Here is a 12,921-nt window from a genome sequence, read left to right as displayed (position 1 = left end):
GTCTTAGTGTAATTTAAGGTTGGGTCTAAGCACTCGGTTAATTCTACCGACTAACATCATCAGTCCGGTTTTAAACACACCATGCAAAGCCATTTGGTGCATACGATACAGCGAAATATAAACGACGCGCGCAATACGTCCTTCAACCATCATCGAACCACGAGTGAGGTTACCCATCAAACTACCGACGGTTGAGAAACGGCTGAGTGATACCAATGAACCATGATCTTTATACACGTAGTGTTTCAATTCGCGACCATACATTTTGGCCACGATATTACGAAATGCCAATGAAGCCATTTGATGGGCAGCTTGAGCGCGTGGTGGGACAAATTTACCATCGGCTTGCGTGCATTGTGCCAAATCACCAATCACAAAAATGTCATCGTCACGGGTCGTTTGTAGGGTATTTTTCACCACCAGTTGATTGATGCGGTTGGTTTCTAGACCGGCAATATCTTTGATAAAGTTAGGTGCTTTGATGCCAGCCGCCCATACCATAATCTGTGCCGCAATTTTTTCACCATCTTTGGTGGTTAAACCGTCTTGCTCCGCTTTAGTCACCATCGTCATGGTACGCACATTCACCCCAAGTTTGGTCAACTCTTGATGTGCAGCAGCAGAAATACGTGGGGGTAACGCAGGTAAAATACGCTCACCCGCTTCAATCAGATTAACATTCAATTTACTTGAATCAAGATCGCCAAAGCCATAAGTGTGCAGTTCTTTGACGGCATTGTGCAGTTCAGCAGACAGTTCAACCCCAGTCGCACCTGCACCCACAATCGCAATATCAACCGTACCCTGACCGTTTTTCGCGTGCAGCTTGAGGAACTCATTGTTCATCTCAGTACGGAAGCGATTAGCCTGCTCAGGACTATCTAGGAAAATACAGTGCTCTTTCACCCCTGGGGTATTGAAATCGTTCGAGGTTGAGCCAATCGCTAATACCAACATATCGTATGCTAAATCACGTTTAGGCATCAGCAGCTCACCGTGCTCATCTTTGAGCTCACTTAACGTGATGGTTTTATTGTCGCGGTCAATCGACTCCAAACTACCAAGCTGGAAATCAAAACGGTGATTCTTCGCATGTGCACGGTAACTGAGCGCATCTACCCCCTCATCCAATGAACCAGTGGCCACTTCATGCAGCAGTGGTTTCCACAAATGGCTTGAATTACGATCCACTAGCGTAATATTGGCTCGTCCCTTACGACCAAGAGTGCGACCCAGTTTGGTGACTAGCTCTAAACCGCCAGCGCCACCACCTACAACGATAATTCGTGTCACAGCAACAATCCTCAACTAAAGATTAATAATTATTATCCAGCTCGATCACTCGCGCTGAGAAAATGGGTTACCAGCAGCAACTTATTGGCTGACTGGCAGATTTGGGTGCGGGTGGATTACTCTCAGCAACACGTTATAAGGTAGCAAAAGCTTGCGTTAGCACAAGTTATTGGCAAGTTTATCACTCGCTCTCAATTTTTTTTGATATTTATCAATAAATTTTAGTGTGAGCCATTATATCGGCCTGATTGGATCCTGCAACTATAGATTGATGTGCTTTGATGAGGTTTCTGGTGGGTAACGATAAAATAAAACAGCCTCACGAAGAGACTGTTGCTGCATATCATCAGTTTGGACAATTAGGCGCTTTTAAAAGCCTTAATCGTTTGTAAATGGTGAGAAATCTTTTTGAATTTATGTGTCTGAGTTTCATCCCATCGGATTGGATAATAATCCTGCAACTCTTGCGCGCTGCACTGATTATCATGGATTTCATCCTGACGCGATAAGATCACTAAACAGCGGCCTTGGTTCTTGGCGCGAAATTTTGCTACGCATTTGGTCGCAATATCGTCATATTCTTCTGGGCGATCAATTCGACCAAGCATCGTACGTTCGGGATGCAAATTAGGATTAAACAGCACCTGTTTTATTCCACACAAGAAGCCAATCCGTTCTGACCAGTAACCACCAAGCCCAACACCACAAATTAACGGCTGCGGATCATCCGATTGATGGATCGCTTTATCCACTTCTTTCAACAAGTGTTGCATATCGTGTTTTGGATGTAAGGTGCTGTAATTAATAAAACGTACATCACTATCAATAAACTGCAATTGCAGCACTTTTTCATGGTTGCCCGGGCTGGTTGAATCAAATCCATGTAAATAAATAATCATAATATTTCCCCCGTTGCTTGAAACTTCACTCTATCACGAAGAATTTTAATCCACTACGAGCTGTAGGGTTAAATTACGGTGCTAACTCTAACTCGCCGCCAACAGAATTTTCTCTAAGCGCTGTGCCTGCAGCCGATAAAGCTCATCGCCCCACAACTGATAAGCAAGCAGATACCAAAGCATCGCTAACATTGTGGTACGCGGCTGCCACGCGAGTACCCCTTCCACCCAATCATCAATCGCGGATAATTGACGCAATTGGCAATAACGAAATACCGCCTCTTGCACAGGGTGATCGGCGACATCAATACTCAGTGCTAAATCAATCCTCGGATCCGCTAACGCGGCATATTCCCAATCAATCACTCGCGGCCCCTGTGCACTGCCAACCATGTTATAACCAGCCAGATCAAAGTGGCATAACGCTTGGCCAACATCCACCAAATTGGGGATGTTACGCCACTTGGCATACAGCGCTTTAATTGAGTCCGATTTCAACCCATCACCGATTTGCAACCAGTAATGATCGATTCGACCAAGATAATTAAATGGAGCAACTGGGATGCGATGAATCGCCAATTGATGGATGCGGGTTTGAGTTTTGAGTAACGAATCAAAGGTAAGATTATCGGTCAGAGATTCTCCGGCGATCCACTCAACCAACAAACCTTGTGGATTAATCAGTTCCGCTTTAGGACCAATCGCAGCATGCTCAATCGCTTTAAGTATTTGATATTCTTGAACGCGAGAAATTGAAAATGCTTTGGTGATCGCCGTCACCGGACGCCATACAAAAGCACGCTCACCAGCCACAATTTTCCAGCAACGATTGGTCAGACCTCCGGTTAAGGTCTGCGCATAATCCGGAGGCTGCGAGAAAAAGTGGTTCAATGACAACAAAGTAGGGTCGAGCGAACAAGCTTCTCGCCACGCAATCTTTGCCATCATGTCACTCCTTTCCTATCCATGCTTTAAAAAGCCATGCGTGAAAAACCTAGGTGTTAAAAACCCTATACGTTAAAAAACTACGCACTAAAAACCGAGCAGACTCTTCGATTGTTGTTTACGAATTTCTGTTTCGTCAGCCCACTCAATTAAGCCGGTTTGTAAATCCATCAAACGCATGGTCATCTTGTAATAGACATCTTTATCCTTACCAGCACTTTTGTTAATGCTCGAAAGGTTACCGTACAACATATATTGCGCGCCGACCATTTTACCAAACTGAATCGCCGTGCTTTGATTGACTAGCTCATCGTTATTTTGGAAGTTAAGCTGATTGCGTACCGCTTCCACCCGATCCATATCAACAAAACGGAACTTACCGGAATTGAGCATTTTGGTACTGATGGTATCGGTGATCGACTCAGTATCAATATGCTCACTGGTTTTGTTCTTAATCCGCTCAACAAAAACAATCGGACGGCTATCACGCGTTATCGCCGCCACCGAGCCTGACATCATCATACTATCAACCATTTCGGCCGCAATTTTCTGCAAATCGGTAGAGCCAAAATCGACCGTGACGGTTTCCACAGCTTGAGCATCACCGTAACTGACTTTATTTGAACATCCGCCTAAAATGACCGCTAAACCTAGCAGGGCAAAAATACTTTTTTTCATCATAATTCCTCTTAACACACTGATTCTTTATTGGTGACTTGCTTGTTGGTTGACTGTTTTTGTGTTTATTGATTGTTTTTTCGTTTATTGACTGTTTTCGCGGATCTGGACGCGAAACTGCTTGCCATTAGGATTCACGGAAATCTCACTCAGTGACACCGTCTCCATACCGCGCAAAATCACAATTTTCCAAGGACTTAACTTGGTGTTCACCTCAAGCCCATCATTGTCATACCAGTAAAACCGATACTGAATATTCAAGTCACTTTTCTTTTGATTGAGGATCTGCACTACCCCTCGGGTATGGCCATCAACCAGTGTGGTTGTGATGCCCTCAATCTTGAGATGGTTGCTCAAACTGCTGTCATTAAATAACACCTGTCGCGATGCACCATCAACGCGCAAGCCCGCAGTATTCGCACTGCATCCCACCAACAGTAACCCAGTTAGTACAGCGAATAGCCATGTTTTCATTAGCGTATCCCCAGTTGTTTATGCCAAATGGTCGCACTATTAGCTTGCTGTGATAGCCAAACTAATGCAGTGCCATTTTCTGGAACATGGAAGGTATAGCGAGTCCCTGCAATATCCAGCACTTGATCGCCTGCACTGACCACTTGAGTGGCAGTATTAACAGTCGCAGGCAAAGTTAACCAGCTGCGCGTATCGGGCTGCTCGGTTAAGGTATTCCAAATATTAAACACTAAATTCGCCACATCCTCATCTTTGGCAGCCTCTTTGCGCAGTTGGTCTTTCGCAATCACCCGCAGAGCTTGACGCAATACTAATGTCGGCATTTGCTCACTTAATGCGTTGGAGGCCATTAAGTTCACATCCATCACTGGCATTGATGTCAGTTGACGGCCATTGAGTAATAATGGCGAATTATTGGCTAACACTGATGACGGGTAATACGGCAGTGCAAGAGAATACAACGCGGTGTTACCACGACTGTCAAATAACGGTAAAGCAATGCGCCACCCTTGTTTGGCTTGCACAATGCCCTGCTCAGCCAGCACGATCACTCGGGCTTGCCCAGCCGCCAAACGTTGCGGTTCGCCGTATTGCTGCTTAAGTAATGCAAGATCTTGCGTCATCCCTAAGCGCGACGCGACCCTCAACGTACCGTCGATCACCGCGCGATTATTGGGTGCCACCGCCAGTGCTCGGCGATAGTCGACATAAGCTGAGTTCAAATCGTTATCGGCTTCATAAAGTAGCGCAGACAGGTAAAGCAGATAGCCATTTTGTACCGCTTGTAAACTTTTACCCGCATCTGGGTATTGAGCCAGCACACTCCCTAAATTTGGTGATAAGCCTTGGGCACGCATCTCTTGCTCAGCTTTCCCCAACTGCTGTTCTCGCTGCTGTTTAGCTTGCTCCTGCACTTGATTAGCCCGCCGAATTTCGACCAATGCGCTATTTAAATCATTGCTGCGTACATAGTTCAACGCTAAGTACAAATGTAAAAAGCCTAGCTCATAATCGCTAGGCTCATATTCATTTAAATTATCATTAACTGCCAGTGAACCAACGCTGGTTGCACTACTACTCAGTGAGATGATCGCGCGATCTTGCTGCTGCTGCACTGCTTGATCAGCGGCCGCTAAACTTTGTCGACTTTCGGCGTATTGTTGATTAAGAAAATAAACGCGACCTCTTTCAAGGTTATCGAGCACCTCGCCTGCCACATATTCCGGCAATAATTGTGTCGCTTGCTGATATTGCCCTGCGGCAACCGATTGGTGTAATCCACTGTTTTGTGCGCTGTAATGACTAAAAAGATTGCCCGCGGTGAGATTGCTACACCCCGCGAGCAGTAATGGTGTCAAAATCAGTGTAATGCGCGAGAAAAAACGTTGCATATATTGAATCACTTTAATTGGTCACCTTGGCACAACCTACTCTGGTTTAACCCATTAAGAGAGGACCTAAAGGACGGCCGCCGACTAAATGCATATGAATATGATAGACCTCTTGGCCGCCGTGTGAATTACAATTCATGATCAAACGGTAACCATCTTCGGCAATCCCTTCTTGTTGGGCGATTTTTTTGGCCACAGTGAACATCCGGCCTAGCGCTAATTCATCGGCCATTTCTACATCATTCACCGTTGGGATCAACTTATTCGGAATGATCAAAATATGGCTTGGCGCACGCGGATGAAGGTCGCGAAATGCAGTGACCAGATCATCTTGATAAAGAATATCGGCCGCAATTTCTCTGCGAACAATTTTACTGAAAATGGTTTCTTGCGCCATGAGTGACTCCATACAAAGCTTGGGATTGAAAAATTTCTGATTTGAGTATGCGTTAAGCAGTGCCAAAGCTCAATAAAAAACACTGTACAGTTAACAGAACCCGAGCCAGTTCACTGCTGAAAGAGTTTTTTTGCTGTCTCGGTCATAAAATGCGTTTCTCAACCTCAATACAATGCGGATCGTTTTGTTATTTTTTTAAGACACCTTTGTCTTTCATTTATTTTCATCAGAATGCGTCATTTTCGAGGGAGAGAACATATGCGGGGTTCCGTAATTAGACGTATGTATGCAGGTTTTGCACTCATTATTATTATGTTTATTGTTACCGTCACAATCGTATTGCGTGGCATGAGTCAGATCCACAGTAATTTTGAAAGCGTCTCTAACATCGCGCTACCTTTGGTTTCGTTGTCAAACCAAACCAGTGTTCAATTGTTATCGGCCGATAAATCGTTTAAAGATTTTTTGACCACGCAAAACACGGCACGCATGCAAGACATGCGTCAAGAATTTGTCGAATCAAAACGGCAATTTCAAACCGTTCTTGCGGCATTGAGTCAAGCAAGCCTAAATCATCCCAAACTTGAACAGCCACTTGCTGAACTAAAACAGCTCGAAGCACGTTATTTTAACGAAGCAGATTTAGCCATGAATAATTATCAGGCGATGTTTGCTGCGCAAGAGTCGGTGCAAAAATCAACCCGTGAGTTTCAACGCCTGCACTCAGAGTTAAGTATCGGTATGAAAGAGTTTGTCGACAATAACGACAGCATTTCAGTCAAGGTGATGGCGAAAAGTTATTTCATCAAATTGAAAGATGCCGAAGTGATCACCTCCGATGCATTAGCCAGTTCCGATGTGGTTTTTGTCGACAAAGCGGTTAATCAGAATCGGAAGGCGGTCACGCATCTGAATTATGCCTACCGTGGGCTGGCAACCCAAATGCCACAATTAAAAGATCGTTTTGATGAATTAGTCGAAAAATTTAGTCGAGATATTGGCCAAAAAGGTGGGGTACTCGATCAACATGATGAGTATTTACGAGCCAGAACCGCGCTGTATGACAACATCACCAATCTCGCTAATCAAGTCGATAATGCGATGATCATTTTAGACGCGTTTAACCACACCGCGACTGATGATCTCAATCAATCTCTTGCCGAAGCGGGTACGGTTTACCAGCAAGGCGTCATCAAAGCGTTGGTGATTAGCGTTGCGGTTATTTTGCTCGCCACGGCGATCGGCTATCACTTAGCACACAGTGTGCGCGAACCTGTCACCCGCATTCTAAAAGCATTAGAAAGCCTAACCCAAGGTAATATGACCCAACGGATTGAAATTAGCTCCAATAATGAATTTAGTCGCTTAAGTCGCCATATCAACACTCTCGCAGATAGCTTGCACGAGATTTTAGTCAAACTAAACAGCGCATCCGATGATTTAACCGCTACCGCAGCCAATAACCAAAACACCTCACTGAGTGCGCAAAGCCAGCTCAATAGCCAACGAGAGCAAACCTCAAATGTGGCGACTGCGATGACTGAAATGGCTCATTCGGTGCAAGAAGTTGCCAATAGTGCGCAAAATTCTCTGGCGATGGTCCAGCAAGTAGAAGCAGCTTCTGAATCTGGTCGCCATATTATGAGCACCAATATCAGCACCATTGGTCAGCTAGAAGCGCGTTTAATTGAGTCGGTCAAAGCCGTGGCGGATTTACGTAAGATGAGTAGCCAGATCGGCTCAATCCTTGATGTAATCCGCAACATTGCCGAACAAACCAACCTGTTGGCACTCAATGCCGCCATTGAAGCAGCACGTGCGGGTGAACAAGGGCGCGGTTTTGCGGTGGTCGCAGATGAAGTCCGTGTGCTGGCCCAGCGTACCACTCAATCAACTTCAGAAATCGAGTCAATGATCAGCAATCTGCAAGCTAGCTCTTCACTGGCCAATAATGTGATTGAAAGTTGTATGCAAGATATGGAACTGTCGGTTGAACAAGCTTCCCATGCCAACAGTGCGATGGAGGAAATTCAAGCTTTAATCATCGAAATTAGTCATATGAGTACCCATATTTCTCAAGCCGCGGGTGAACAAAATGAGACCACCAGCTCGATTGCACGCAGCATTGAAGATATCAACCATATCTCTGATGCAAGCTATCAAGCGATGTCGCAAATCGCGCAAACTAGCACCAACTTAACCACACTGGCCGAACAACAGAGTTCATTAGTACATCGATTTAAACTCTAACCCAACGGTTCACTACAACAGCTTAGTGTCAATTTTTCCTCAAAGAGCGACTTTTCACCGGAGTCGCTCTTGTTTTTTGGGCTCTTGACCGTTATATGACGGATAACACTTACCCAAGGTTTGCTTGATTTCGGCAAGCCACTGATGAGGATGGTTTATGGCAATTCACGTCGGGATTATTGACCAAGATCCGGTACGCTTAATCACACCGCTACTCGATAACCGAATGCTCAGCCGCCACATTATTTTCATTGGCGACCAAAGCCAGCAATTGATGTTCCAGCGCCTGAGTGCGGTATTACAACAACGCGCTATTGGCTCGGATTTTTTTGAGATCCCAGCAGGAGCCAATACTTCTGCCATCAAAAATGCGATTGGTCAGTTGGCTGCCACATTGCAAGCTCGGGGAGATGAGGTCAAATTTAATGCCAGTTGTGGCCTACGTCATCGCTTACTCTCTGCCTATGAAATTTTTCGTAGCTATCAGTGGCCGATCTTTGTGGTCGAGCCAAACAGTGATTGCCTGTGCTGGCTTTACCCTGATGGAAATCAGGACACTCAAGTGCAAGATCACATCACCATCGCCGATTATCTGACCATTTTTGGTGCGCGAGCTGAATTCAATCCATACCAAATTCCCCCACCATTAGACCAACGGCAGCACCAATTAGGCGAACGCTGGGCTGGAAAAGCGTTGGAATTCGGTCCCGGTCTAGCCACGTTGAATTATTTGGCCACTACTTGCCGCAAGGAACAACGACTCGATGTTGAGCTATCCGATAAACAACAAGGTTATCGTGAACTCAATTTATTAATAGCTGACTTGGTCGATGCCAATCTCGCCCATTATGCTAATGGCACCCTAACTTTCAGTAGTGAAGAAGCACGTCGATTTGCCAATGGTGAATGGCTAGAAGCGCTGGTGCATAACACCGTGAAGCAAATACAAGATGATCTGCCCACCATTCAAGATAGCTCGCTCAATGTTCAAGTTTATCGTCAAATCGGCGAACGTGAGGTACGTAACGAGTTGGATGTCGCCACGGTAGTCAATAACAAATTGCACATCATTGAATGCAAAACCAAAGGTATGCGCGATGATGGTGACGATACCTTGTACAAACTGGAATCGCTGCGTGATCTGCTTGGCGGTTTACAAGCCCGAGCGATGTTGGTTAGCTTCCGGCCATTACGCCACAATGATATTACTCGTGCCGCCGATCTGGGGCTAGCGCTGATCGGCCCTGACGAGTTAAGAGATCTAAAAACCCATTTGACGCAATGGTTCAAAGAGGCCGGAGGACATTAATCCTTATCCCGTTGGCTTGATGTGATAACCGCACTGCTTTGACTGCAAGCTGTGCGGTTTTGGAGTTTGGAGCCAAGACTCACTCAACTATCCTAACAATCATCTTCAGTAAAGTTCGATGGCAAGGTCATTTTCATCTCATTCCAGATGTGAGCACTGGCAATACCGTATTGACGGATCACATGAGGCAATTGCTCTCGTTCACCGCTTTGGCAAACCGCCAATAATTGGCGATAAAAATCCATCGCTAATTCACGCGCTTGCGGATTAGAGAAGTAGTAACAGCCGACCCGATCGTATAGCTTCTTTACCCCATTAAAAATCAAGCCATAAATCTGATTCCCAGAGTGGAACGCCAAGCGCTGAAACAGCATATAGTCATAGAAATTGAAGGTCTTCGCGATCAAGATCTCCTGCCGCTTCAACTCATCTTTTTCGCTATCCTCTTTGACCTGCTGCAAAATTTTTTCAGCATAAGGTGAAGTGGTAATAAACTCCGTCCAAGATGGGGCTTGAATTAGCGCCTCACACGATTCAATCACATTGAGTATGATGCGCTCAGCACTCTCTTTATTGAGTTTGAAAGTATTGCGCATAAAAATAGGGCTAATATTGGTTCTCGCCGACAGCAGATCTTCCACAATACTGGTGGCATTGTCGGCATCGAGTGTCATCAAGGTGTCCAAGATATGTAACCCGGAAGTTTCCATAAACTGATTCACTTTGGTTGGTTTACCGTGCTGGATTGTCAGCCAGCCATCACGCGCCAAACGCTGTAATACTTCTCGCAAAGTGGTACGCGTCACGCCGATCAATTCAGAAAGCTCACGCTCTGCAGGTAAAATCGAGCCAGGGGGAAAGCGACCATTCCAAATACTTTCAATAATGTACTTCTCAGCGAAACCTGCTGGGCTTTTTGCCTTAATGACCATTAATCAGTTATCCAATGCTTATTTTATTTGGGTCGAATGGCACTCATCATACCACTAGTTGCTCTTCGCCGAAAACCAAGCAGCACTATTCTTGTCACAAAGCTGAAATAGTGTAATTACTCTAATTTAACCTAACAGAACCAACTGGAGCCATTTGCTGCAAAAATAAGCTGAAATAAATTTGCATACACCGAACCACATAAATTACTTGGAATTAAATAGAGTTAGCTCACACTTTGATGAATCTTTTTAGCAAAATAAACTTACTCCAAAGAGGTATTTATTCCGAGTTAATATGTATTAAATTCCATTTTGCCTGACTGACCGCGACTAGGTGATTTTTTAGATGGTTTAATCCATGGCATACGCCACCTTGATCGCGTTTTTAACTAAAGCTAGCCAATTTTTTATCATCATCCTGTTGATTGTTGACTATTATTTAACGGTGCAATTTCGTTGTAAGTTCAATATCCACACGATTTGGAATGATGCGTTGGCGGCAGGCCAGCCAATCATTAACCGCAGATGCAAACTAAAGTCATCACCTATACCCAAACGACTTGGAGTTGCAGGTAGGCGGCAAGTAAGTGAGTCCCGATGAGCATAGGCAAACTATGTGATTGAGGTGAACGAACGTAGCCAACACCGCTGCAGCTTCAAGTAGGAAGGGGATAACAACTTAAGAGTAATCACCATGCCAATATCCCTCGGAAATGTGTTTATCAAAAATTTCCTTGGTAAAGCGCCTGATTGGTACAAAGTAGCCATCATCGCTTTTCTTATTATTAATCCTATCGTGTTCTTTTTTATCAATCCGTTCTTGGCCGGTTGGTTACTGGTGATTGAGTTTATTTTTACTCTCGCGATGGCTCTGAAGTGCTATCCGCTACAGCCTGGCGGATTACTGGCACTAGAAGCGATTGCGATTGGCATGACCAGCCCAGAACAAGTCAAACATGAACTGGTCGCCAATATTGAAGTGCTGCTGCTGCTGGTATTTATGGTCGCAGGCATCTACTTTATGAAACAGTTGCTACTGTTCATTTTTACCAAGATCCTGCTTGGTATTCGTTCTAAAATCCTCCTTTCGATTGCCTTTAGTGTCACCGCGGCCTTTTTGTCCGCCTTTCTCGATGCATTAACCGTGATTGCCGTGATCATCAGTGTCGCGGTAGGTTTTTATTCGATTTATCACAAAGTAGCCTCAGGTCAGCCCAGTTTGTCTGCAGCCGATGAAAAGGCCGATGAGCAAGACGATGATGATGGCGTATCGGAATTGACTCGTGATGACTTACAACGTTATCGCGCATTTTTACGCTCATTACTTATGCATGCTGGGGTGGGAACCGCATTGGGTGGCGTTACCACTATGGTTGGTGAGCCGCAAAACCTGATCATCGCCGATCAAGCAGGCTGGCAATTTGGTGAGTTTTTACTGCGTATGGCTCCGGTTACGGTACCGGTATTTATCGCTGGCATAATCACTTGCGCGCTGATCGAAAAATTCCAGCTGTTTGGTTATGGCGCACATTTGCCTACCAATGTGCGGCAAATTTTGCTCGATTTTGATGCAGAACAACGCCAAAATCTCACCAAGCAAGATATCGCCAAACTTTGGGTACAAGGCATGATCGCAGTATGGCTGATTGTGGGTTTAGCGCTCCATTTAGCAGCGGTCGGTCTAATCGGTTTATCGGTGATCATTCTCGCCACCGCATTTACTGGCATTATTGAAGAGCATTCACTCGGCAAGGCTTTCGAAGATGCACTACCTTTCACCGCGTTACTGACCGTGTTTTTCTCGATTGTCGCTGTCATTATCGACCAAGAGCTGTTTAAACCCTTGATTGATGCAGTACTTAATGTCGAAGATCATGGCACCCAACTTGCCTTATTTTATGTCGCCAATGGCTTGTTATCTATGGTGTCAGATAACGTGTTTGTCGGTACGGTCTACATCACAGAAGTAAAAACTGCACTAATTGAAGGGATGATTTCGCGCGATCAGTTTGATTTATTGGCGGTCGCCATCAATACCGGTACCAATTTACCTTCGGTTGCGACCCCGAACGGCCAAGCCGCCTTCCTGTTTTTATTAACCTCAGCACTCGCACCGCTGATCCGGCTCTCTTATGGGCGCATGGTCGTGATGGCGTTCCCTTATACCCTAGCGCTATCACTGATCGGTTTTATTAGCATCATGTTCTTGCTAGAGCCAATGACCGAGCTTTTCTATAGTTTGGGCTGGATCACTCATCACCCCGTGCCGACGGCAACGCTACTGCCCAATGGCCACTAAATTTGCGTTGCACCGGAAACTAATCCAAGCTAAAAAGCTCTGAGTTATTCAGAG

Annotated in this window: 11 protein-coding genes; 3 read left to right on the top strand and 8 right to left on the bottom strand. The window is 45.2% G+C overall.

What is annotated here, in order from left to right:
• Positions 1 to 3: 3 nt before the first annotated feature.
• The 7 genes from PUN32_RS00990 to hinT form a co-directional block, all read right to left on the bottom strand.
• Positions 4 to 1,293, bottom strand: a complete 1,290-nt coding sequence (locus tag PUN32_RS00990; protein WP_274721345.1) for an NAD(P)/FAD-dependent oxidoreductase — start codon at positions 1,291 to 1,293, stop codon at positions 4 to 6.
• Between the two features lie 359 nt (positions 1,294 to 1,652).
• Entirely contained in the window at positions 1,653 to 2,192 is a 540-nt protein-coding gene (ycfP, locus tag PUN32_RS00985; protein WP_274721344.1) for an alpha/beta hydrolase YcfP, read from the bottom strand.
• 87 nt (positions 2,193 to 2,279) lie between these two features.
• Positions 2,280 to 3,137, bottom strand: coding sequence for a phosphotransferase (locus PUN32_RS00980; protein WP_274721343.1), 858 nt, complete (start codon positions 3,135 to 3,137; stop codon positions 2,280 to 2,282).
• Positions 3,138 to 3,224: 87 nt separating this feature from the next.
• Complete coding sequence (gene lpoB / locus PUN32_RS00975) at positions 3,225 to 3,815, bottom strand: penicillin-binding protein activator LpoB (protein ID WP_274721551.1); 591 nt, start codon at positions 3,813 to 3,815, stop codon at positions 3,225 to 3,227.
• An 84-nt stretch (positions 3,816 to 3,899) separates the two neighbouring features.
• On the bottom strand, positions 3,900 to 4,289 hold the full coding sequence (locus PUN32_RS00970; protein WP_274721342.1) for a YcfL family protein: 390 nt from the start codon (positions 4,287 to 4,289) through the stop codon (positions 3,900 to 3,902).
• A complete protein-coding gene (locus PUN32_RS00965; protein WP_274721341.1) occupies positions 4,289 to 5,680 on the bottom strand; it encodes a COG3014 family protein in 1,392 nt (463 codons plus the stop codon). The genes PUN32_RS00970 and PUN32_RS00965 overlap by 1 nt, the downstream gene beginning before the upstream one ends.
• A 46-nt stretch (positions 5,681 to 5,726) precedes the next feature.
• On the bottom strand, positions 5,727 to 6,077 hold the full coding sequence (gene hinT / locus PUN32_RS00960; protein WP_166014725.1) for a purine nucleoside phosphoramidase: 351 nt from the start codon (positions 6,075 to 6,077) through the stop codon (positions 5,727 to 5,729).
• 258 nt (positions 6,078 to 6,335) lie between these two features.
• On the opposite strand from hinT, the gene PUN32_RS00955 reads away from it, so the two are divergent.
• Both PUN32_RS00955 and PUN32_RS00950 read left to right on the top strand, forming a co-directional pair.
• Positions 6,336 to 8,327: a methyl-accepting chemotaxis protein gene (locus PUN32_RS00955; protein ID WP_274721340.1), complete on the top strand. Its 1,992-nt coding sequence runs from the start codon at positions 6,336 to 6,338 to the stop codon at positions 8,325 to 8,327.
• Between the two features lie 157 nt (positions 8,328 to 8,484).
• Positions 8,485 to 9,636 carry a DUF1887 family protein gene (locus tag PUN32_RS00950; protein ID WP_274721339.1) on the top strand — a complete coding sequence of 384 codons (1,152 nt, stop codon included), beginning with the start codon at positions 8,485 to 8,487 and terminating at the stop codon, positions 9,634 to 9,636.
• Positions 9,637 to 9,728: 92 nt separating this feature from the next.
• Here PUN32_RS00950 and fadR read toward each other — a convergent pair whose 3' ends face one another.
• Positions 9,729 to 10,568 (bottom strand): fatty acid metabolism transcriptional regulator FadR, encoded by an 840-nt coding sequence (fadR, locus tag PUN32_RS00945; RefSeq protein WP_274721338.1) that lies wholly within the window; start codon positions 10,566 to 10,568, stop codon positions 9,729 to 9,731.
• A 694-nt stretch (positions 10,569 to 11,262) separates the two neighbouring features.
• Here fadR and nhaB point away from each other — a divergent pair.
• Positions 11,263 to 12,867, top strand: coding sequence for a Na(+)/H(+) antiporter NhaB (gene nhaB / locus PUN32_RS00940; RefSeq protein WP_274721337.1), 1,605 nt, complete (start codon positions 11,263 to 11,265; stop codon positions 12,865 to 12,867).
• Positions 12,868 to 12,921 lie beyond the last annotated feature (54 nt).

Source organism: Vibrio chanodichtyis (assembly GCF_028863985.1).
In the GTDB taxonomy this organism is placed as follows: Bacteria; Pseudomonadota; Gammaproteobacteria; order Enterobacterales; family Vibrionaceae; genus Vibrio; species Vibrio chanodichtyis.
Note: the sequence above shows the minus strand (reverse complement) of the source record. Positions and strands in the feature narration are given on the sequence as shown.